Source organism: Sporolactobacillus sp. BBK16-2 (assembly GCF_059878335.1).
Genome location: NZ_CM187611.1, coordinates 632,972 through 655,800 on the forward strand (window position 1 = coordinate 632,972; position 22,829 = coordinate 655,800).

24 protein-coding genes and 1 riboswitch are annotated in these 22,829 nt (G+C 40.1%); of the genes, 23 read left to right on the forward strand and 1 reads right to left on the reverse strand.

What is annotated here, in order from left to right; all coding sequences use genetic code 11:
- Positions 1–57: 57 nt before the first annotated feature.
- The 12 genes from AC6F33_RS03250 (at position 58) to AC6F33_RS03305 (ending at position 14,154) form a co-directional block, all read left to right on the forward strand.
- Complete coding sequence (locus AC6F33_RS03250) at positions 58–1,293, forward strand: SEC-C metal-binding domain-containing protein (RefSeq protein WP_255747145.1); 1,236 nt, start codon at positions 58–60, stop codon at positions 1,291–1,293.
- Positions 1,294–1,791: 498 nt separating this feature from the next.
- On the forward strand, positions 1,792–2,553 hold the full coding sequence (locus tag AC6F33_RS03255) for an IclR family transcriptional regulator (RefSeq protein WP_255747144.1): 762 nt from the start codon (positions 1,792–1,794) through the stop codon (positions 2,551–2,553).
- A gap of 173 nt (positions 2,554–2,726) precedes the next feature.
- Positions 2,727–3,380: a bifunctional 4-hydroxy-2-oxoglutarate aldolase/2-dehydro-3-deoxy-phosphogluconate aldolase gene (locus tag AC6F33_RS03260; RefSeq protein ID WP_255747142.1), complete on the forward strand. Its 654-nt coding sequence runs from the start codon at positions 2,727–2,729 to the stop codon at positions 3,378–3,380.
- Entirely contained in the window at positions 3,373–4,377 is a 1,005-nt protein-coding gene (locus tag AC6F33_RS03265; RefSeq protein ID WP_255747139.1) for a sugar kinase, read from the forward strand. The genes AC6F33_RS03260 and AC6F33_RS03265 overlap by 8 nt, the downstream gene beginning before the upstream one ends.
- Before the next feature lie 31 nt (positions 4,378–4,408).
- Positions 4,409–5,395 carry a sugar kinase gene (locus AC6F33_RS03270; RefSeq protein ID WP_255747137.1) on the forward strand — a complete coding sequence of 329 codons (987 nt, stop codon included), beginning with the start codon at positions 4,409–4,411 and terminating at the stop codon, positions 5,393–5,395.
- A 126-nt stretch (positions 5,396–5,521) separates the two neighbouring features.
- The gene (locus AC6F33_RS03275; RefSeq protein ID WP_255747134.1) at positions 5,522–7,009 is read left to right on the forward strand and encodes a UxaA family hydrolase; all 1,488 of its coding nucleotides are present in this window, start codon (positions 5,522–5,524) and stop codon (positions 7,007–7,009) included.
- Positions 7,010–7,037: 28 nt separating this feature from the next.
- Complete coding sequence (locus AC6F33_RS03280; RefSeq protein WP_255747131.1) at positions 7,038–8,354, forward strand: MFS transporter; 1,317 nt, start codon at positions 7,038–7,040, stop codon at positions 8,352–8,354.
- Positions 8,355–8,392: 38 nt separating this feature from the next.
- On the forward strand, positions 8,393–9,496 hold the full coding sequence (gene uxuA / locus AC6F33_RS03285) for a mannonate dehydratase (protein WP_255747127.1): 1,104 nt from the start codon (positions 8,393–8,395) through the stop codon (positions 9,494–9,496).
- A gap of 844 nt (positions 9,497–10,340) precedes the next feature.
- Complete coding sequence (locus AC6F33_RS03290) at positions 10,341–11,072, forward strand: ATP-binding cassette domain-containing protein (RefSeq protein ID WP_500777718.1); 732 nt, start codon at positions 10,341–10,343, stop codon at positions 11,070–11,072.
- A 24-nt stretch (positions 11,073–11,096) separates the two neighbouring features.
- Positions 11,097–12,296 carry a M24 family metallopeptidase gene (locus AC6F33_RS03295; protein ID WP_500777719.1) on the forward strand — a complete coding sequence of 400 codons (1,200 nt, stop codon included), beginning with the start codon at positions 11,097–11,099 and terminating at the stop codon, positions 12,294–12,296.
- Positions 12,297–12,316: 20 nt separating this feature from the next.
- The gene (locus AC6F33_RS03300) at positions 12,317–13,336 is read left to right on the forward strand and encodes an aliphatic sulfonate ABC transporter substrate-binding protein (protein WP_500777720.1); all 1,020 of its coding nucleotides are present in this window, start codon (positions 12,317–12,319) and stop codon (positions 13,334–13,336) included.
- A 59-nt stretch (positions 13,337–13,395) separates the two neighbouring features.
- Positions 13,396–14,154 (forward strand): ABC transporter permease subunit, encoded by a 759-nt coding sequence (locus AC6F33_RS03305; RefSeq protein WP_255747403.1) that lies wholly within the window; start codon positions 13,396–13,398, stop codon positions 14,152–14,154.
- A 270-nt stretch (positions 14,155–14,424) separates the two neighbouring features.
- Here AC6F33_RS03305 and AC6F33_RS03310 read toward each other — a convergent pair whose 3' ends face one another.
- Positions 14,425–14,655, reverse strand: a complete 231-nt coding sequence (locus AC6F33_RS03310; protein ID WP_480947842.1) for a hypothetical protein — start codon at positions 14,653–14,655, stop codon at positions 14,425–14,427.
- Between the two features lie 392 nt (positions 14,656–15,047).
- Positions 15,048–15,173: riboswitch (adenosylcobalamin (AdoCbl) riboswitch) on the forward strand.
- A gap of 5 nt (positions 15,174–15,178) precedes the next feature.
- Between AC6F33_RS03310 and AC6F33_RS03315 the strand changes: the two genes are divergently transcribed.
- The 11 genes from AC6F33_RS03315 (at position 15,179) to AC6F33_RS03365 (ending at position 22,739) form a co-directional block, all read left to right on the forward strand.
- Complete coding sequence (locus tag AC6F33_RS03315) at positions 15,179–16,609, forward strand: hypothetical protein (RefSeq protein ID WP_500777721.1); 1,431 nt, start codon at positions 15,179–15,181, stop codon at positions 16,607–16,609.
- On the forward strand, positions 16,596–17,330 hold the full coding sequence (locus tag AC6F33_RS03320) for a DUF4430 domain-containing protein (protein ID WP_500777722.1): 735 nt from the start codon (positions 16,596–16,598) through the stop codon (positions 17,328–17,330). Before AC6F33_RS03315 ends, AC6F33_RS03320 begins: the two co-directional genes overlap by 14 nt.
- Positions 17,331–17,340: 10 nt before the next feature.
- Positions 17,341–17,844, forward strand: a complete 504-nt coding sequence (locus AC6F33_RS03325) for an ECF transporter S component (RefSeq protein ID WP_480952874.1) — start codon at positions 17,341–17,343, stop codon at positions 17,842–17,844.
- A gap of 101 nt (positions 17,845–17,945) precedes the next feature.
- Positions 17,946–18,074 (forward strand): hypothetical protein, encoded by a 129-nt coding sequence (locus AC6F33_RS03330; RefSeq protein ID WP_255747111.1) that lies wholly within the window; start codon positions 17,946–17,948, stop codon positions 18,072–18,074.
- Positions 18,075–18,143: 69 nt separating this feature from the next.
- Positions 18,144–18,494 carry a helix-turn-helix domain-containing protein gene (locus tag AC6F33_RS03335; RefSeq protein WP_255747401.1) on the forward strand — a complete coding sequence of 117 codons (351 nt, stop codon included), beginning with the start codon at positions 18,144–18,146 and terminating at the stop codon, positions 18,492–18,494.
- A gap of 113 nt (positions 18,495–18,607) precedes the next feature.
- Positions 18,608–18,727, forward strand: coding sequence for an IS3 family transposase (locus tag AC6F33_RS03340; RefSeq protein ID WP_370645953.1), 120 nt, complete (start codon positions 18,608–18,610; stop codon positions 18,725–18,727).
- Positions 18,685–19,353 (forward strand): IS3 family transposase, encoded by a 669-nt coding sequence (locus AC6F33_RS03345; RefSeq protein WP_500778131.1) that lies wholly within the window; start codon positions 18,685–18,687, stop codon positions 19,351–19,353. Before AC6F33_RS03340 ends, AC6F33_RS03345 begins: the two co-directional genes overlap by 43 nt.
- 26 nt (positions 19,354–19,379) lie before the next feature.
- Positions 19,380–20,234, forward strand: coding sequence for a carbohydrate ABC transporter permease (locus AC6F33_RS03350; RefSeq protein ID WP_370645952.1), 855 nt, complete (start codon positions 19,380–19,382; stop codon positions 20,232–20,234).
- Between the two features lie 13 nt (positions 20,235–20,247).
- On the forward strand, positions 20,248–21,078 hold the full coding sequence (locus tag AC6F33_RS03355; RefSeq protein WP_255747109.1) for a carbohydrate ABC transporter permease: 831 nt from the start codon (positions 20,248–20,250) through the stop codon (positions 21,076–21,078).
- 24 nt (positions 21,079–21,102) lie between these two features.
- A complete protein-coding gene (locus tag AC6F33_RS03360; protein ID WP_255747108.1) occupies positions 21,103–21,849 on the forward strand; it encodes an alpha/beta hydrolase in 747 nt (248 codons plus the stop codon).
- Between the two features lie 35 nt (positions 21,850–21,884).
- The gene (locus AC6F33_RS03365) at positions 21,885–22,739 is read left to right on the forward strand and encodes a helix-turn-helix domain-containing protein (RefSeq protein ID WP_255747106.1); all 855 of its coding nucleotides are present in this window, start codon (positions 21,885–21,887) and stop codon (positions 22,737–22,739) included.
- Positions 22,740–22,829: the final 90 nt, after the last annotated feature.

A 22,829-nucleotide genomic window follows, 5' to 3' on the forward strand; every position in this document is an offset into this window, starting at 1 on the left:
TTTAAATAATCGGCCAGATGATCATATTCATCTGCCACTTGAAAGGCGATAATTGCGATGATTCATACAATGGAAAAGAAAAAGGAAGCAACATTGCTGTATACCCTGGAAGGGGCAAAGGATCATAAGCAAAAGCTGCGGGATCAGAGAGAGAAGCGGTTTTGGAAAATAGTTGAGCTTCCGTGCGGTTTTAAAGCAACTTTGAACAGATTGACAAAGGATGAGCTGGATCAAATACGTAGGAATTATCAGTTCAAAGGCATAAGTTCGCTTAAGAAAGCGGAAATGGCTTCAGAGCTCGCTCGCTTAATTCCTTTGACGTTTCAGAACATCATCGTTACTCTGGATCAGCGCAGGTATGATCTGATCGAAACGATTGTGAAACATTCGGGAATGACTGCTGCCCGTGGTCTGTCGGTTTCGACTATTGAAGTGTTTATGAACTATAGTATTCTCTTCCCCGGAATTTATGAGGATAACAAGGTTCTCTTTATGCCGGAAGAGCTGATGCATCGTTTTGAACAGAGGGACGGCGGTGAACTGAAAAAGATTGTTCAACGCAATACCGAGTGGATTCAACTTGCGCATGGGTTGCTGCATTACTTTGGGGTGATGGATGCATGCCGTATGGTGGATAAGATTGAAATGCTTACCGGGCAGCACATTGATCAATCTGATTTTATGAATGTGATGGTTTTTGCCTGCGATTTCTACGGACAAGCACGTCTTTCCGGTTATGGTTTTCAAGACAGTCGGGTTTTCGATGCGGAAAAAATCGTTGATGAATATCGTATGCGGCCGGATGTAGAGGATTATCCGTTTACGAGAAAACAGCTTATGAAAGCAGCTGATCGAGATTACGTTGACCAAACACCGGAGATGAATCGCTTTATTCATTTCCTATTGAGCTATTATCAGCTGTCTGAGAAGAAAATAAACGAACTTACGGTGCGGATTATTGCGATCATTCAAACGGATGAAAATCCGTCTAAGGTGATTCAATTCCTGCAGTCTCAGATGACGTTTCCTTCGTTTGACTTTGTACAGCAGTTATTGGTCGAAGTAACCGAGGTATATAATCATACTCGTCAGTGGAGATTAAAAGCGCACATGCCACATGAGCTGTTTCAGAAAGAAAAGAGGCACCTGAAACCCGTGTCGGATCAACTCGTTGCGCCGTTCCGCTCCAAATCATCGGTCAACACTGATCAGGCAAACCATCATAAGGTCGGTCGCAATGACCCTTGCCCATGCGGCAGCGGCAAGAAATATAAAAAGTGCTGCGGAAGATGAAAAATAAGGTAATGAATGAATAGCTTGCTGATACCGAGTATTGTGACGGTTCTGACGAATCAAATCTATTTTCATCTCGAGACTCCTGTGCCATGTCCACAAGCTATATCAATAGTCACTCACTTTGATCATTTTCACAAGACCATAGTGATTCTCTCTTTTCAATCAGAGGGCTGTTACTCGCAGATAAATTAATTGGAAAATAATAAGCTTGCTATTAAGGTAGAATCGGTGGTAGGTAGCTCGTGCCATATTGTAACTTTGAGATGATTTTCTGCTTTGATTCAGTCAAAGTGATGCACATATTTGACTATACCGTGCGCATGATAAATTTTATTATATTATGGAGAAAAGGTTAGTTAGCTGAGACTTACATGACTAAATCTTTGATAAGATAAATTTTTAGTCTATAATTAAACCGTTACTATCCACGGTGGGGAGTTGAGCCCGATTTAATAAATTATGACTATATAATTCATAATTTATTAATGGAAAAATATGTCTGAAATTAAACCATACGGAACAGTCTTAATTCGTGCAAAACAAATCCTCGATTATTTAGAGCAGGTAGATCAGCCAGTTAATCTGCAAACGATCTATACATCATTAAAAACGAGCAAGTCAACGGTATTGAAAATATTAAATACACTTTGTCTTATTGGTTTTGTAAAACGTGATGAGGAAACGAAGAAATATTCGTTAGGTATTACGCTCATTCGTTATGGTGAAGCAGCGAAAAAATCATTTAGTATTATCTCTGTTGCCGAATCAGATCTAATTGAACTGAATAATCAGATCGGTGAAACGATTCATTTAGGTGCTTATGATCAGGAGCGAATCATTTATATAAAAAAATTGAATGCAAAAAGCAGGATCATTTTGCGTTCTCAGGTAGGACACTCAGTTGAGCTCTATTGTTCCGCAATGGGAAAAGCTTATTTGGCTGAACAGGAAGAGGAAACGGTAAGAAATTATCTGAATGGAATACGATTGGAAAAGCGAACAGAGAATACAATTTGTGATAAAAACATCTTGATTGATGATTTGCGTGCAACACGAAAGCGCGGCTATGCCATAGATGATCAGGAAAATGAAGACGATATTTATTGCATTGCGACAAGCCTAAAACAAAAGGGGGACATTCGGGGACTGATCAGTGTCAGTTCCCCAGTTTACCGGATGTCAGAAGAGAAGAAAAAGAAAATTATTACTTTGCTGCAGCAGGCAAAGCGGAATATAGAACAGAAGTTAACGCATTAAACAGTTTATGGGGAAAGTTCTTTCATTGTTTTTTAATGAAAGAGCTTTTTTATTTTTATATTTGTTTCTTTGAAAGGGTTTACATCAGAGAACTCAGGCGCTATAATAACCGTGTAGTTTATTAATGATAAATTAAGTTTATATATAAGAAACTTAGATTGAGAGGTGTGCACATGCAAAGAATTTCAATATTGTCTTCTTTAGAGAAAAATGGAATCGTTGCAGTTTTGCGTGCAGAATCAGTGGAGAAAGCGGTGAAAATTTCAGATGCACTGATTGCTGGAGGAGTGAAAACTATTGAACTTACATTTACTGTTCCAGAGGCGGATCGGGCTATTAAAAGTCTGGTCGAAAAATACAAGGAGAAGCCGGAAATTGTGGTAGGGGCAGGGACGATTCTCGATGCACCTACTGCACATGATGCATTCTTGGCAGGTGCGAGGTTCATTGTATCACCAACCTTTGATCGAGAAACTGCATCATTATGCAATCTGTATCAAATTCCTTATATCCCAGGATGCATGAGCGTTAATGAAATGAAAGAAGCATTGAAAGCGGGTTCTGATCTCGTGAAGCTGTTTCCAAGCGATATTGTCGGTCCGACTTTTGTCAAAGATGTCAAAGCACCGTTGCCACAATTGGAAATCATGCCATCCGGAGGCGTGAACCTAGATAATCTTGCTGATTGGTATGGCGTTGGTTGTCGTGTGATTGGTGTTGGCGGCAGTTTATTGAAACCGGCCGCAACCAATGACTTCGAAAAAGTGACAAAGCTTGCTAAGGAATACATGTATGTATATCGTCAGTTGAGTGAGCAGCATGTCTAAGATTCTAGCTCTTGGTGAGATTATGATTCGTTTCTCAACGGACATGGGCGATCTGTTGACGAATAGTCGTAAATTTAATGTTAATTATGGTGGTGCCGAAGCTAATGTAGCTTCCACTCTGTCCAACTTTGGACATTGCGTTCATTTTGCCAGTAAGCTGCCGGATACCGCGCTTGCGGAAGCAGCTCTACGTGCATTGCATACCAGTTTGGTTGATACTTCTCAGGTCCTGAAAGGTGGCAGCCGAATGGGTGTTTACTATCTTGAAAAGGGAAGCAGTCTTCGCCCATCTACAGTCATTTATGATCGTCAACGTTCTGCAATAGCCGAAATGGATATTCATGAATGGAACATTGATGAATTATTTCGCGATGTGAGCCTGTTTCATATTACAGGAATTACGTTTGCGATATCAGAACAGTGGCATCATTTTGGGCAACAGCTTATCGAGGAAGCTTACAATCGTGATATTCCAGTTAGTTTTGACATTAACTTTCGTTCGTCGATGTGGACATTAGAAGAAGCAAGAAAATCAATTTGTCCGATTTTGCCAATGCTTAGCTTTTGCTGTGCTAATTATCTGGACGCGCGCAACTTTTTCTCAATTGATCCTTCGATTGCTAGGCAAGACCGTATGGAAACTTGTTACTCTGAAATAAGCAAGAAATTTCCTAATCTCAAAGCTTTGTACGCGACAAATCGAAATGTGGTGTCTACGTCGAACAACATGTTACAAGGAATACTTTGGAATAGGGGACGTTTTGTATCATCTCCCAATTATCAGCTTATTCCTATTATTGATCGAATCGGTGGCGGAGATGCTTTTGCAGCCGGTATCCTGCACGGTATTTTGAAACATATGAGTTCTGAGTGTATGCTCCAATTTGCTATGGCGACAACGCTGCTGAAACATACTGTTAACGGAGATCATATTTCTATTTCGGAAAGAGACGTACAGAAGTGGTTGGAATCATCTGGAGGAGAAGTAAAAAGATGAACAAGTGTTTAATTAATGGAGGAGTGAGAAGATGGGTGAACTGATCACAGCAGGAGAACCAATGGTCTTATTCATTGCTGATGACAAAGGGCCTTTAAATACGGTGCAACACTACACAAGATACTCGGCGGGTGCGGATGTTAATGTGTCGGTTGGTGTCGCACGGTTAGCGCATACGGTTACACTTTTAACACAGATCGGAAACGATCCCTTTGGCACATTTATTTGTGATTATCTTAAGAAAGAAAAGATTGATACAGCGGCAGTGCAGATGAACAATGAATGGCCGACCGGTTTCATGCTGAAGGGTTTGTCCGATGATGGGCAGCCTGAGACATTTTATTTTCGCAAGGGCAGTGCATCATCAAGAATTGATAAAGATAGTGTTGAAAAAATCAACTTTTCCGGCGCAAAGATCCTGCATCTTGGAGGCATTCTTGCAGGATTGAGCGAAACGGCCTACCAGACGACCCTTGCATTAATTAGAAGGGCACGTGACAAACAGCTTAAGATCACATTCGATCCCAATCTGCGACCAACCATTTGGAATTCAGAGAAACAAATGATTCAACGCACAAATGAAATCGCTTGCTTGTGTGATGTTGTGATGCCGAATGTGAAGGAAGCACGTATTCTCACCGGCGAAACGGAAAAAGAGAAAATGGCAGACTATTATCTCGAAAAAGGTGTCAAACAGGTAATCATTAATTTAGTCGATGATGGGTCTTATACAAAGAAGATAGGGGTTGATCATTCCTATACAGAGACCTTTGCACCCAACTTTATCACTAAAAACATCGTTGATCGAGTCGGTGCGGGTGACGCTTTTGTTTCAGGTGTTGTTTCCGCAATGCTTGAAGGGTTGAGTGACTACGAAACTCTGCTGCGGGGCAATGCCATTGGTGCAATTCAGATGCAGCATCTCGGTGATAATGATGGACTACCGACGCGTGAAAAACTAGATGCATTTATGAACGAAACGAAATTAAGCCAAAAGAGTGTGCAACGCTCGATTTAGTGATGTGCAGCATTTTTCTACGTGAAAACAAATGGAATGTAAGCGGAAATAATTAAAAACTGTTTCTAAAGGTACAAAACTGACCTATATTTGCAAAACTATTTTCAATTGAAAGGAGGTTTTCAGATGGAAAATGCTATTCAACTTAATCCTCTAGATAATGTCGCTGTCGCTCTACGTGATCTGCAGATTGGTGAGAGTATTTACGTTGAGAAAAATGAAACCGTTATCAAAGAAAATATTAAGCGGGGTCATAAAATCGCTCTTAAGCAAATTGGATTGGGTGAAGAGATTATTAAATATGGATTCCCGATCGGTCACGCGACCAAGCCAATCAATGATGGCTTTTGGGTGCACACACACAATGTGCAAACCAGTCTGTCCGGAAAAATTGACTACGTGTACCGACCTTCATTGCATCCAATTGTTTTTCCACATGACACACGTACATTTAAAGGATACAAAAGGAAAAATGGAAAAACGGGAATTCGGAATGATCTTTTTATTATTCCAACCGTTGGTTGTATTAACTCGATTGGCGATTTGATAGCTGAACGATTTAAAGCGTCTAATCCGGATAACGGTTCATTTGAACACGTGATTGTTCTCAAACACCCTTATGGATGTTCCCAGTTAGGCGATGATTTAAAAAACACATCTCAGATTTTAGTAGATGCTGCTGTTCATCCGAATGCTGCTGGAGCACTGATCATAGGACTTGGTTGTGAAAACAATCAGATTGATCATATGAAAGCCATATTAAGTGAGTATGATCATGACCGCATTAAGTTTATGAGTTGTCAAAATGCTGATGATGAAGTCGAAGAGGGTTATCAATTAATTGAAGAAATAAATCAATCTGCATCTCAAGACAGACGAATTGATCTGCCACTCAGTGAGTTGAACATCGGATTAAAATGCGGCGGCTCTGATGGATTTTCGGGAATTACGAGCAATCCGCTTTTGGGAAGATTATCCGATTTTATTATTTCTCAAGGTGGGAGCACCGTGTTAACAGAAGTACCTGAAATGTTCGGGGCTGAAACTATGCTTATGGCACGTGCTGAAAACGAGGGGATTTTTAACAAAATCGTTCAGTTAATCAATAACTTTAAAGACTATTTTATGGCATATCATCAACCTATTTATGAAAACCCTTCCCCAGGGAATAAAGCTGGGGGTATCACAACTTTGGAAGACAAATCACTAGGCTGTACGCAAAAATCAGGAACCTCTGCTGTAGTAGATGTCTTGAAGTACGGGGAAAAGATTAAAATGAAAGGGCTTTCTCTTCTGAATGCGCCAGGAAACGATATGGTTTCTTCTTCTGCTTTAGCGTCGGCAGATTGTCATATGGTTCTGTTTTCAACCGGACGCGGAACACCTTACGGAACCTATATTCCTACGGTAAAAGTAAGCAGCAATTCAGCACTTTATAGAAAGAAAGCATCATGGATTGACTTTGATGCGGGTCAAGTGTTGGATCGACCGTTCGATGAAGTCTTGAGTGATTTTATACAACAAATCATTGATATTGCAGGTGGAAAGTTGACAAAGAACGAGAAACACCAAATTCATGAATTGGCAATATTTAAAAATGGTGTCACGGAATGATTAACTAACTAAAAGAGGTGCTACATCCATGGTCCAAAATGAACTTCAACCAAAGAGAACGAATGTCAGATGGAAAATCGGTATCTTAATGTGGCTCGCTATAACCATTAATTATCTAGATCGTGCTAATTTATCAGCGGCTTCGTCAGATATTATGCGTGATTTGCACATCAACAGTGCAGAAATGGGAATTGTTATGTCTGCCTTTTTCTGGTCGTATATGATTTTTCAAATACCTTCTGGGTGGCTTGCTGACAAGGTAGGGCATCGGATTAGTATGTCACTTGCTGTTGCCTGGTGGTCTATTGCAACTGCAATAACTGGTTTAGCACATGGTCTGGTTTCATTAATCGGACTTCGCGTGCTGCTGGGAGTTGGTGAAGCAGGAGCAATGCCTTCGAATAGCGGAATTGCAACGCGATGGTTTCCAGATCATGAAAGAGGCAAGATCTCTGCTTTCTATGATACCGGTTCTAAAGTTGGAACCGCAGTTGCAATGCCGTTGATTGTTTGGATTGTGAGCAATTTTGGATGGAAATTTTCATTCGTTATCTCTGGTATAATCGGTTTATTCTGGGTGATGGCTTGGATATGGTATTACAATGATCCTGAAAAACAGAAGTATATCAATAAAGAAGAACTGTCGTACATTCGTGACGGTCAGAAGAAAAAGGAAGGGCTGACTAAGGAGCAGCCAATGAAGTGGTATCAATTGTTTAAATACAGAAATGTATGGGCAATGTGTTTTGGTTTCTTCACTCTAAACTATGCAATCTTCTTCTTCATCACATGGTTTCCTGCATATCTCGTCGAGGAACGCGGCATGGCAGCCATGACGATGGGGTTTACGGCAATGATTCCACCATTAGCAGGTATTGCCGGTGAAATGCTTGGTGGCTGGACGACTGATTATTTGTACTTTAAAAAACAGTGTTCTCTAACCTTCTCTCGAAAATTCAACTTGGTCATTGGCATGCTGCTGGCAACTTCCATTCTTTTTGCAGGTATCACACAATCAATCGTTGCATGCATTGCGTTGCTCTCTCTTTCCTATGCGGGACTTGCATTTGCAGCAGCTGCACTATGGTGCTTGCCTGGTGATGTTGCACCACGGAACATGACCTCCACATTGGGTGGGGTTCAGAACTGTGCATCAAATTTTGGTGGAATCATCGGACCGATCGTGACTGGTTTCATCATTACGGCAACAGGTTCCTTTGTACCAGCACTTGTTGTTTCAGGTATTGCTACCCTTTTAGGCGCACTGACCTATTTATTCTGGCTTGGCAAAGTTGAAGCGATAAAAATTGAACCGAAGCTGGATACGAATAACATTCAATATTAATTCATAAAATTTTATTTTTTTGAAGGAGAGATAAACTTATGCAAATGACATTTAGATGGTACGGATCAAACGATGACAAAATTAAGTTATCTGAAATACGTCAAATTCCTGGATGCAAAGGCATTGTCGGAGCTTTGTTCGACATTCCTGTTGGTGAAGTATGGCCAAAGGAACGTATTGCTGCACTGAAGATGCAGGTCGAGGATGCAGGGTTGAAACTTGAAGTTATTGAAAGCGTCAACATTCATGATGATATCAAAATCGGTTTACCAAGTCGCGATAAATACATTGAGAACTATATCCAAACGATTCGCAACTTGGCTGAATACGGTATCAAAGTTATCTGCTACAATTTTATGCCGATCTTCGATTGGGTACGTACAGACTTGGCTTACGAGTTGCCGGATGGTTCTACGGACTTAGCTTTTGAACATAAAAAAGTTGAAGGAGATCCATCCGATATTATTAAATCAGTCGAAGACAGTTCCAACGGGTATGTGCTCCCTGGTTGGGAGCCGGAGCGTTTAGCTCAAGTAAAACAACTCTTTAAAGATTACTCAGGTGTTGATGAAGAAAAGCTGGCTGCCAACATGGAATACTTTCTTCAAGCGATTATACCAGTCTGCGAACAAGTGGGTATCAAAATGGCCATTCACCCAGATGATCCGCCGCGTCCATTGTTCGGGCTGCCACGTCTCTTCAAAAATCGTGAGGATATGCTGCGGATCGTAAAAATGTATGATAGTCCATACAATGGGTTCACATTCTGTACCGGAAGTCTTGGCGAAAATCCTAAAAATGATGTGCCCGCTTTGATACGAGAATTTGGTGATAAAATTCCATTCGTTCATGCTCGTAATATTAAGTTCCTGACAGATGGTGATTTCCACGAATCTGCACATTTGTCATCCGAAGGGTCACTTGATATGTATGAAATTATGAAAGCTCTCCATGATGTGGGCTTTGATGGATATATGCGTCCTGATCACGGAAGAATGATCTGGGGAGAAACCGGCCGACCTGGCTATGGCCTATATGACCGTGCTCTTGGCATCACATATCTAAACGGCCTATGGGAAGCACTTGAAAAAGGATCGGATAAACCTAATAAACCTTCAGCTGTTCATTCCAGTGCACAATAATCTTTTGCATCGTCATTTTGGAATTAATGTTCCAAGGGGAAGCAACAGATAAGATAGGATTTTTAATAATAATTATGGAGTCTAGCAAATTTAGTGAGACTGTCTCAGTTTGAAAAAACTTTGAGACAGTCTTTTTATTTATGTACTTCAAAATCTAGTCGAGAAAAAAATTGATGATGAAAAAGAAGTTCTATTATGATACCCAGGCAGTTTGTCGAGTGCAGATGGTGTAGAATAACGTGGACGATGTCCATAGAATGTGATATTTTTATCAAAAGCAACGTGAATCATTAAGAGGCCATTAAAAAAGTGTTACTGAATTTAATCGTGAAGATCTGAAAGAGAACAGCTACACGACGGGAAGCTGGAAAACCCTTCAGATGTGTTGAGCCAAGCTGTGAAAGTCATTAAAGATTCAGTTGCATCGCACAAGCGCAGATTGAACTGCTCCCCAAGAAGTTGGTTAACAAACCTAATTTTTGGGTTTTTTTTGACAAAAATGTCAATTAATTTTTGAGCATAGGGTTTTAAAGGCTATTGGCTAGGTGCTGTTCAGCAGCTTGTAAATATCATATTTCTTCACAAGCTGAACAAATGCCGGGGTATGGCTGTCACAAACATTTTTAATTGGTTAGATCACTTTGCAAATTAGGTAACCAAAGGAGTGGAGAAATGATTAATGTCCGGAATGACTCATTTTGTATGTATCATGATAAGTTTAATTCTTTGACATAGCGAATATCTCATTTTAAAATGAAATTACTTTTCTATTTTATTCATCTTTTTTTATTAAAACCAAGTAAGTCGATTGGCATTTCCTGCTTATTGAATGAGGGAGGACTCTATGGATCGTTCTGAAACAAAGGGTATTAAATTGAAAGTGCAACATGTAAAGAAAAAGTTCGGCCCACATGAAGTGCTGAAAAATATTGATTTAGAGATCTCTTCCGGAGAATTTGTTGCTATTGTCGGAAAGAGCGGGTGTGGGAAGAGTACTTTATTGCGTCAGATTGCAGGCTTAGATCAACCGACGGATGGTGTAATTTACTATGATCATACACCGCTCACCGGTCTGTCTCCTGATGTGCGGATTATGTTTCAGGATTCGCGTTTGCTTCCTTGGAAGCGTGTTTTACATAATGTAAGCATTGGCATGAAGAAGTCTGGACTGCAGCATGCACAGACAGCATTAGAAAGCGTAGGACTCCTGGATAAGGTGAATGAATGGCCGAAACTATTGTCCGGAGGTCAGCAGCAGCGCGTTGCCCTAGCGCGTTCTCTCGTAAGTAATCCCCGATTGCTTTTATTAGACGAACCATTGGGTGCGCTGGATGCACTGACAAGAATTGAAATGCAGCGCTTAATTGCACAAATTTGGGAAGAGAAAAAGTTTACTGCAGTGCTCGTGACCCATGATGTAGGCGAGGCGGTGTTTCTTGCGGATCGAATTGTGTTAATCGAAGATGGCGCTGTGAAGTTGGACAAGAAAGTGAATTTGCCACGTCCAAGGACTCGGGGAAGTGCGGAATTTGCCAGAATTGAAGATGAAGTTTTAAACCAGATTCTTGAGAAGTAAGGAAAAGTTAGAAGGAGAAGAGATATGGTTTCTTTAAAAGAACGCGATCAATTAGGATTTCAGAAGAAATTGCAGGCAAGTATGCAAAAGAACAACCTTGATGCGCTTCTGCTCACCAGCCAAGAAGGCATCTTCTATGCTACAGGATATGCGAGCAAATTTCTTTCCATGATGAAACAACCGGGAGTTGCTTATGCGCTGGTTCCGGCTGAAGGACACGTTAAGTTGATCATTAATAACTTTGAAAAACAAACGGCTGAGCTTCAGTGTGATCCGGAACTTATTGATATTATTCAATATGATTCATGGATTTTCATTGATGATGGGGAAGCAAAGTCTAATAAGAAAACAACGCAAATGAACTTGAATCAATCCTATGACCTTGTTAAGGAATTGATAAGTAAAATCAGTCAGTCACCAAGAATTGGTGTTGAACCGGTTGCCTTGACGTGGAAATTGACTGAGCAGCTTTATAAGGACTATGGTGCTGACCATATTATTGATTTTACAAACGATTTATTAATGGTACGAGTCCTAAAAACAGACTGGGAGATATCAATCCTTCGTCAAGCAGCAAAATTAGCAGAAAAAGCAACGTTATTGACTGCTCAGGAACTGAAACCAGGCATGAACGAATTTGATATGAATGCAATATATAGGAAACATATTGATGCAATTGACAACCATGCCATTAATACTACACTTGTGACCTCAATTGGTCCGAATTACTCGGCCCCATTTATTTTAAGAGACTATCAGTTAAAAAAAGGGGATATCGTTCGTCTTGATGGAGGAGTCAATTATTACGGTTACCAATCTGACATTGCAAGAACGTTTGTTATTGGTGGAGATGCTACTCCAGAACAACAATCTAAATTTGATGCTTTATATGAAGGGTTCTCAAAGGGATTGGCATCAGTTAAACCCGGCATGCAGCTCTCCGAACTCTTTGATACGGTCAATGGAACCATTCAAAAAGCAGGCATACCTAATTATTTTAGAGGTCACCAAGGTCACTCCATTGGTGTCAGTGCGTTCAGTGAGGAAGCGCCTTTCATTGCGCCTAAAGAAGAACTTGTATTTCAAGAGGGAATGGTATTCTGCCTTGAAGTACCTTATTACAGTACTAAAGGCGGCTACAACATTGAGGATGAGTTTTTAATAACGAAAACTGGTATTGAACGTTTCACGAAGGCTAATGATTCATTAAATTGGCCGATATGATTGAAAAAAGGGGAAAAACAATGAGAAAAATAAGGTTTATTTCTATTCTATCTATATTCATGGCGGCTATTCTTGCACTTGCTGGTTGCGGTGCACAAGGCCAATCTTCTTCTTCAAGTAAAAAAGGTAAGCTGACGCACCTGTCTATTGGCTATCAACAAGGAATTCCGCTGTTAACGACTGTCAAACAGCAAGGAAAGCTCGATGCGCGGCTTAAAAAAATGGGGATTCAGGTATCATGGCATCAGTTTAGTTCGACCACGGACATGATGAATGCTGTAGGTGTCTCAAATGGAGTTGATTTTGGCGGCGGCGGCGCGACCGCAAGTATTTTTGCACAGGCATCAGGCAAGAAATTTGTAAAAGTTGCCGCACAAGACTGGATTGTTCATGGTTCCGCAATTCTTGTACGTGCTGATTCACCGATTAAGAGTGTTGCAGATCTAAAGGGTAAAACAATTGCAGTCGCCAAAGGATCTGCACAACAATATCTACTCGTAAGTGCCCTAAAACAAGTTGGATTGAAATATAGCGATATTAAGCCGCTTTATATCCAGCCTTCCGAAGCATTAGCAGCTTTTAAAAAGGGTAAGCAATTTGATGCTTGGGCAATCTGGGATCCAATTACAGCACAAGCACAGGCAAGCGTTAAGTCGCGAGTGATCGCAGATAATGGTTCAGTATTTGGTAAAGAAGCCAGTCTGCAAACGGCGCCGTATTACTTTGCTACACCGACCCTAGTGAAAAGTCATCCGGAGGTCGTGAAAATAATTCTTGATGAATTGTCAAAAGCTGGAGCGTGGGCAAAGAAAAATCCGGAAGCATCAGCCAAGCTTCTCTCTGAAGCATATAATAGCGACTATAATATAATGCTTACGGAAGAAAAACGTGCAGGCAGCAGAAAAATTGTGCCAGTCACCGATCAACTTCTTTCGATGTTCCAAACGCAAGCAGATACGTTCTATAATTTAAAAGTTGTTCCGAAAAAAATTGATGCCAAGGATAAAAATTACAATTGGAATTATAAAACAGAGAAATAATAGAGTTAAAAATTCTTGAGAGATTTATTTTAAAATAAGAGAGAGGTATTGACTTGACGATGCGGCACCGAATGATTAACCGATTTAAAATCATTCCATGGATTATTCCTTTTTTACTTCTCTTGTTGTGGCAATTCTTAACTGCAAGTGGTATTGTTCCGGAAAATGTATTTCCAAAGCCAATGGATGTTGTCCAAGCGTTCATCGAACTGATGAAAAACGGACAACTCGAAAGCAATGTTGGAATAAGTGCGGGCAGAGCATTTGCTGGATTTTTGATTGGCGGTGGAATTGGATTTTTATTTGGGTTGTTAAATGGCCTGTTTAAGGGATTTTATTGGTTTACCGATACATCCATTCAGATGATCCGTAATGTTCCGCATCTTGCAGTCCTTCCGCTCGTTATTGTGTGGTTTGGTGTGGGAGAAACGGGTAAGGTATTCCTTGTAGCTCTTGGCGTATTATTTCCAATCTACATTAATACATTACATGGCATCCGTTCAGTAGATCCAAAGCTTATTGAAATGGGAAGAGTCTATGGACTGAGTAAATGGTCGTTGTTTACACAGATTATTCTTCCTGGATCTCTTTCTTCAATATTCGTTGGTATCCGCTATGCGCTTGGTGTGATGTGGTTAACACTGATTGTTGCCGAAACAGTTGCTACAAACTCAGGCATCGGCTATATGGCAATGAATGCTCGCGATTTTATGCAGATGAACATTATCGTATTGAGCATTATCATTTATGCCCTGTTAGGAAAAATGTCTGATTTAATTGCTAAACTCTTGGAGCATCTTTTCTTAAAGTGGGAATAGTTTCGGTATGAAAGTGAAATTGAGTTGTGGAATTACTGAAGCATCTTAGCATTGGCTAAGATGCTTTTTTGATAGGCGCCAGCTTCATAAATGTCATTCTGAAACAGCGGTGATTATTCTTTTATAAATGCCCCTTTTTTAGAGTCTTTCAGATTTTAGAAGATTATAAACTTGACAAATAATGTTTTTTTGCAAAAAAAAAGCCCCATAATGCATGGGGTAAGGGGAATGGATTGTTTCTATCTATAGTATTACCAATCAAGAGAAATTTTAAACATTAGGAATCAAATTAATTAAAGGGACTAATGGATTTATAGTGCAGCTAAATTCAGCGACTCTTAAACAAGTATAGTCTTCAATCACCAAGTATTTTTTGTCTTTAAACACAATAATATCGCCTTTATCGTATTTTGTTTTTTCAGCGTCAATGAGCATTTTTTGGCTCAAATACCATGCAGAATAATGCTCAATATATTGAACAACGTACATGTTTCGAAGCATTAATATATCCTCCTAAATTATTTGAAGAACGATCCATTATAGAAAATTCTATCAGAAAACGATTACAAAAAAGTTACATACACATTGTTATACGTGGTAGAGGGGCATCATTTCGTTAGAATTTGGAGAAGGGATCTGTCGATTGCAGATATAATAAAATGAAGTGCAACATTTTGTATACGAGTATTCTAAGAGGTCTCTTCGGAAAACTATTACTCTGAAGAACGCATTTCCTTTTCTTGATTTTTAAAATAGGTGTTACTATATTCAGTAGGAGCCGTCCATATAAATTTATTGATTATGTGCGATGGTAATCTTGTTAAGTATGCTTTCTTTGCTTTTGGAAAATTTTAATTTTAATTATTATTTATTAGTTGGCTTTAGCAAAACGATTTTGTTTATGTTGTACCTAATTGGATGGAAACAGGTGAAAATCCTGTGCGGTCCCGCCACTGTAAGGGAGTAATCCTAAGTCAGGTCTTTTCAATTAGTCGAATACTCACGAGGATGGGAGAAACAAACGATGCGATTGAAAGTAGCAGTTTTGTTGTTTTGTATTGCTTTTTTGTTCGTTCCGATGCAGGCTTTCGCATCAGAGGACGTAAGTAATGATTTGGATAGCCTTGTAAATCATATCAAGGCTTCAGGAATTGATTCGGATTGGGACGTTATTGCGCTATCAAAGGCAGGTAAATTGACGGATCGTGAACGTGATGCGTATTTGACTACACTTAAGGAGCGTGTGAATGGAAAACAATTGTCGGGAACAGATCTCGACAAAACGGTCTTGGTGGTTAAAGCATTAGGTCAGGATCCTGAAAACTATGAGAATCATGATCTTATAAAAGCCATTTATTCCGATACTTCGATTAAATCATTAATGGATTTTACCTATGCACTTACTGCATTAAGCACTGACGATTACGTGATCCCGAGTGATGCGCTGTGGACCAAAGATCGATTCATTCATGAACTGGCTCAACGCCAAACAAGTTCAGGAGGATGGGGCTGGGCAGGCGATCCTAATGATGAGCCTGATGTGGACACGACATGTATGGTTTTGACTGCCTTGTCACGCGATCAAGACCAAGCAAGGGATGCTATTGATCAAGCACTAAATTATTTGGAGCGCTCAGAACAAGCGGATGGCGGCTTTGTCAATTATTCGCCAAATTCCAATTCGGCGGCTCAAGTCATCATTGCTCTTTCTTCGTTAGGGATTGATCCTACAGAAGGAGCGTTTAATAAAGAGGGTCGTAATCCTGTTACTAACCTGGAACAGTATAAAGCCAATGGCGGGTACAAATGGGCTACCTTCAGCGAGAGTGACGATGCTTTTTCTAATGAACAGGTGATTCAAGCTTTGGTCGCCTATTCCCTTTTCAGTGATGGAGATCAGCTATTTAACTTTAGGACAAAGGATGTATTTAGCTCGTCAGATTCTCAGACAGGATCTGCCATTGCAACGAATTCCGATTCATCAACAACAGAACAGTCCAATGATGTGAGTCCAACGACCAAAAACGATTCAATCAAAACAACGAATCAGGAATCTGCGCATAAGAACACAACAACCCAGCCACAAGAAAATGTTTCTTCTCAACAATCGCCGAAAGTCGAAACAGCGGCTGCTGTTGTTCATGGTACCCAGTCTGCACAAAACAGTGAGAATCCAGGGACCAAACCTTCAACTAAAAAAACAACAGGAACAGTTCAACGTACATCATCAGAAAAGAAGAAATCCGAAACAAAGTCGTCACCATCAGCGCAAACGTCGAAAGTGAAGCATCAGACGCAATCGGATGGTAAACAGTCTCCGAAACGCGTAACCACTGTTAAGAAAACTGAGCTTAATCCTCTGCATCTCTATTTAGGCGGTGCATTTGTTTTGCTGGGCATTATTGGTCTTTACATTCGGTATCGGTTAGGCGGTGCTCGTTATGAAAATCAGTAAAATTCTGCTGCTGTTCATTTCCATTGGCTTTATTGTCTTTGGCTCGGTATTCATTGCCAATGGATTTCAAACGACAACCTATCATATAACGCCCAACTCTGAAGACAAGCAGGATCAATCTTCCACTAAGTCGAGTCATTCAAACGAAAGAGCATCAAAAGCTAAGCATGCATCAGTTCCAAAGCAAAAAGTTCACAAAAAAAGCGATAATGGCTCTTCATCTGTAAGTGAAAAATTAAAGACCTCTGCTCGTTCGGATTCGAGTTCTAGTACAAGTATGAGTTCTAGCTCAAGTTCAGACTCTGGTTCAAGCTCAGGCAGTACAAATTCAACTCCGGAACAAAAGGCAAATCCGAAAGCATCGGGTTCAAATACAAATCATTCGAGTACTTCAAACGCTGCAGACAGCAGCAATCAAGCGTTGATCAATGTAGAAATAAAAGGATATGACAATAAGGATATTTCCGGTTCTGTTGCATTTACTGACGGCATGACTGCTTTTCGCGCCTTACAGATGTTGACAGGCAGCAAAAATATAGACCTTGATTATTCGGGTTCCGGATCGACTGCTTATATAAAGAGCATCAATGGACAAAGCGCGGGTGATAAATCTGCTCAAAGCGGTTGGATTTATAAAGTAAACGGAAAATCACCGAATGTATCCGCAGGAAGCTTTAAACTTCAGGATGGGGATACCTTGGCATGGATTTATCAGGAATGAGGCGGTATGAATGTCCACACGTAAAATGGCGTTGATTTCATTATTAGCAGCTTTAAGTATTGTCGGGAGAATTTATATGACCTCAATACCGAACGTTCAGCCATCCACCGTGATCATTATTATTACGGGTTTGGTATTTGGGGCGCGGTTTGGATTTACTGTAGCTTTGCTTACAGCAATTGGATCTGATTTTGTTTTAGGCTTTGGCTTTTTTACAGCGATGCAAGTACTAGCCTGGGGATTAGTGGGCATTTTATCAGGACTTTTATCGCGTTTTCGAACGAAAATTCCTATGCTGGTGATGGCTTGTTATGCTGCGGGGTGCGGCTACTTATTCGGATTCATTGTGTCACTCAATGTGCTGGTTGCGGGTGTCCCAAGTTTTATTGCTTATTGGGTAATGGGGCTGCCTTTTGATTCGTATCATGCGGTCGGCAATTTTTTATTCTATATTATTTTGTCCCCCATTCTAATCAAACTGCTGGAGGCAGAAAAGAAAAAATTACAACTATAGAAATGAATTCATGTATCAAGATATTTTCACAACAAAAAACATTCACCTGAACTGACCCCCTGAAGTTGGACGAATAAAATTCAACTTTAGGGGGTTTTTGTATGACCAAATATTCTAATGAATTTAAGATTAATGTGATTGGTGAGTACTTAGCCGGTATAGGAAGCACCTCACTTCATCAAAAATATCATATTCCTGGACAACACGCGGTTTTGAATTGGGTGCATTAATATCAGATCAATGGTTTTGCTGGATTAAAAAATCGTGATCATTGGCAGGAGTATACCTGTACTTTCAAACTGAACGTATTAAAGTGGATGAAAGAGAACCATTCATCCCTCGAACAAACAGCTCTTCATTTCAAAATGTCTTCGCCGTCAACGATCTATCAATGGGAGCGACGGTTTGAAGCAATGGGTGTGGATGGATTAAAAACCAAGCGAGGTCGTCCACCTATGGGGAAACATGAGCATATAAAGCGTACAGCCAAAAAGAATGACACATTGAATAGGGCTGATCAGCCGGAACAGAACCGGATTAAGGATCTTGAATTAGAAAACGAACTTCTGCGAATTGAGAATGAATACTTAAAAAAATTAGATGCCTTAGTTCGTCAGAGAGAGCAACGCGAGCGGAACAAACGCAAGTAGTTACTGAACTAAGGCGCAACCACTCTCTGACTCATATTCTACAGGTAGTGCCGTTGCCTAAGAGTGACTATTACTATCAGAAACAGCGCCAGCAAAGGGATACTGATGACCCTATGATCTCTGAAATTAAAGCGGTCAAACAGAAGCACCCAGCTTATGGCTATCGTCGCGTGGTCCTGACTCTACGACGCTGTCATTTAAAAGTGAATCACAAAAGGTCCAGCGCATCATGAGAATGGAAGGACTTCAGTCAACGGTCTATACCAAAAGGATTCGTAAGTATAACTCCTATAAAGGGACGGTTGGCAAAGTCGCTAAGAATCATTTGAACCGTCGGTTCATGACGGATCGACCCTACCAAAAGCTTGTCTCTGACGTTTCCGAATTTCGTTGGGGGCATCAAACAATCAACGAGCGTCTTTATCTCGAACCCGTTATGGATCTTTATTCTGATGAGATTTTAGCTTCTAATATTAGTGATCATCCAACAGTAGCCTTTGCGTTAAAACCGCTTCATGAGGCTCTCGAACGCCTACCGGAACATCACTATCGCACGTACGTTCATACAGATCAGGGCTTTCAGTACCAAAATTGCCTTTGGCGCAAGGAACTTAAATCGCATCATGTTTGTCAGAGTATGTCTCGAAAGGCGACTTGTCTGGACAATGCCCAAATGGAGAGTTTCTTCCATCTCATGAAAGCTGGAACCGTATCCTCACACCACTATCAGACACGCAAAGAGCTAGAAACTGCCATGCGTGTGTGGATTAAGTACTATAATGAGTCTAGAATCAAAGAAAAACTCGGGGGTCTAAGTCCGATTGAATATCGGATCATGACCACCGAGCAAGTAGCTTAAAACTATGTCCAACTTTTGGTGTTCACATCACACCTGCATTAATTTTGTTGCTGTTTTTTTCTTTAATTCCAATCATCATTTCCTTGATGATTAGTTTTACAGATATTAACATTACAGGTCTTGCAGATTGGTCAAAAATTCATTTCATCGGGATCGAAAACTATGAGAATCTATTTAAAGATCCAACTTTCCTGCAATCAATTGGAAACAGTATTTTTTATGTAGTCATTGGCGTACCACTTGTTATTGCTTGTTCAATGGGAATTGCACTATTGATTAATTTTGGTAATAGCTGGGTTTTCAGATTGTTTCGTTTGATCTTTTATGCGCCTTCTATTACGAACGTTGTGGCTGTTGCGGTTGTCTGGAATTATCTTTATAACCCTCAGTTTGGACTGTTGAATTTTATTCTGCATTTCGTTCACCTTGGTCCGGTTCCTTGGTTGCAGGATCCGATTATCGCAAAAATTTCATTAATCATTTTGGCATTGTGGCGAGCAATTGGGGTCGATATGTTGATTTTTCTGGCAGCGCTTCAAGGTATTCCAAAAGCATATTATGAAGCAGCTCAGATTGACGGTGCAAATAGTTGGCAGAGGCTGATTAAGATAACGATTCCGATGTTACGGTTTGCGACCTTCTTTGTTACGGTGACGACCTTGATTGGCTGGCTGCAATTTTTTGAAGAACCTTTTGTCATGACTAGTGGTGGCCCACTGAATAGTACAAATTCGATCGCACTATTTATTTATCAAAATGGCTTTCAATTTAGCAAATTCGGATATGCGGCTGCTGGTTCTATGGTATTGTTTGTCATTATTATTCTTGTCACGCTGATTCAGTTCCGCGGACAGCATAAACAACAGGATAATCAGATGTAACGGAGGTGTAGAAATGAATGAATCCATTCAACACAAAAAACTATCAAAATTGATCGTTTTAATTATTTTGTCGGTAGGCGGGTTCTTTATGGTTTTGCCGTTTATCTGGATGTTGCTGTCATCTGTAAAAACGGATATGGAAATTCTCCAAATTCCCCCGACGGTCTGGCCTAAGTCGTTTACACTAGATAATTTTATAAATTTGTTTACACAAATGGATTTCCTTATTTATCTTAAAAATACTATAATTATTGTCTTGTTCTCGTTTATAGGCTTGTTCCTAAACGCGATGGCAGGCTATGGGTTTGCCAAGTATAAGTTTAAAGGCAAAAACAGTTTGTTTTATCTTGTTTTGGCGACTATGATGATTCCAGGTCAGGTAACAATGATCCCAGTATATTTGATGTTGAATATGGCTCATTTGACTAATACATTGTTAGGTATTGCTCTTCCAGGGATGGTAGGTGCATTCGGTATTTTTCTGTTTCGTCAGTTTATGTCCACAATTTCTGATGAGATTATTGAAGCTGCACGACTTGATGGCTGCAGCGAATTCTATATCTTCTGGAAGATTATTTTGCCGGTTTCTCGACCAGTGCTCGCTGTACAAGGAATTTTAACCTTTATTGCTGGATGGAACTCTTTTATTTGGCCATTAATCATTGCAAATGACCAAAAGTATTATACCCTGTCCGTTGGTCTTGCGCTGCTTAAGGGTCAGCATGCAAGTAATTATGCGCTGCAAATGGCAGGATCTGCATTTATGGTCGTTCCAATTGTAATTGTCTTTCTTGCACTTCAGAAGTATATTTTGCAAGGATTTAACGTTTCTGGAATGAAATAAACAAAAAGAAAATCAGGTGAGACTATGACAGTTCTTTCTGTGGACTATGACTCGGAGGTTCTGGGGTTCCAAACAACTTTTCAGGCAATTATACCTCAAAAACGCCAAAAAAATTTTAAGGTACTGTTTTTGCTACATGGTCTTTATGGTAATGACAAGTCTTGGATTCAATGTTCATCAATTATTCGTTATGTTGAGAATCGGAATCTTGCAGTATTTATGCCCAATGTACATCGGAGTTACTATACAGATATGAAGCATGGCGGGAACTATTGGACATTTTTGACGCGTGAATTTCCTGAGACGATAGAATCTCTTTTCGGTCTTGACTTGCAACGGGAAAGAACGTTTGTCGGAGGATTATCAATGGGCGGATATGGTGCCTTAAAATGGGGATTATCTGAACCTCAAAGATTTGCTAAAGTGTTTGCACTGTCTCCTGCTATTGATATCACTAGAATCAGAAAAGAACATAAGGATCGTGAGAAAGAATTTGGTTTGATTTTTGGATCTCCGCAGGATTTTGAAACTTCACCAAATAGTTTGTACTATCTTCTGGATCATGGGCAGCCATGTATGAACAATACATCTTTCTTACAGATTTGTGGACGGGAAGATCCGTTTTATTCAGATAATCTGGCATTTAAAAAACATATTGAAAAATTGCCCATGCCATATTTGTTTAAAGAACGGGATGGCGGTCACAGCTGGGATCTTTGGGATGAGGAGATTGTGACGGCGCTGGATTGGATGGATAACATGGAACGTTGATTGGCGGTTTAAAGAAGCACTAGGGAAGTGAGCGTTTGAATCTGCAAAAACTCTTAATTAATTATCCTAGATCCGTTGTTGACAAGAATCCTTTCAAGGCAGAATTAAACATGCTTTACTTCTATGAAGAGCCCTATTATATTGGCATTCCTTCGGGAAACCTTTCCGATCATGAAATTTATTTGCTCAAGACGCTTTTGAATCAAGAATACCCGCCTTCATTTGGTCCGGATGCTCAATTTTGGTATGATTTGTTAATAAATGGGAAACAAGCAGATGAAGATCGATCAATCAGAATTCGAATCATCCATTTTCAACTTACAAATTCATTGTCTCATGAAATGATTTTTGAGTGGCGCAGAGCGTTTGAAAGCTTTTTCGATGCGGATTCTTCCTTTATTTACCTCTCTTCAATGAGAGGTATCATTATTGAGAAAAGCATGACGATCACAGGGAACATGTTAGAATCGATTGCGAATACGCTTGAAAATGACTTCTCGACTAACTGCCGTTTTCTCATTGGTCTCCGCTATTCTCTATCACCGATGCTATATCCGGCATACCAGAAAGAATGCGTACTTTTCGATCGAAAAATGGTGAGGAGCAAAAAGGCAACAAGCGTCCAGTCTGAATTTTTCGATTTGATAAAACCCATGGTTCAAGATTGCACCATTCTTATGGAAATAAAGCATATCATCCGAGAAGATGCAAGATGGTTGTCTCTTATTCGGGTGCTATGGGAAAATCAGGGGAATGTCAGCATTGCGGCGAAAAAGTTGTTTATGCACAGAAATACACTTCGGTATCATATTGATAAGTTTTACGAAATTACTGGTATATCTTTAAAAGAAATGGACGGGCTTACATTGGCGTATTTATCCACGCTCTAACGGATCTGTGAGTTTCTTTTTATAAAACAACTCCCCTTGTTGCAGTCTGTATCATGACTGTCCAAGGGGAGTTTGAATATGCGGAGATCA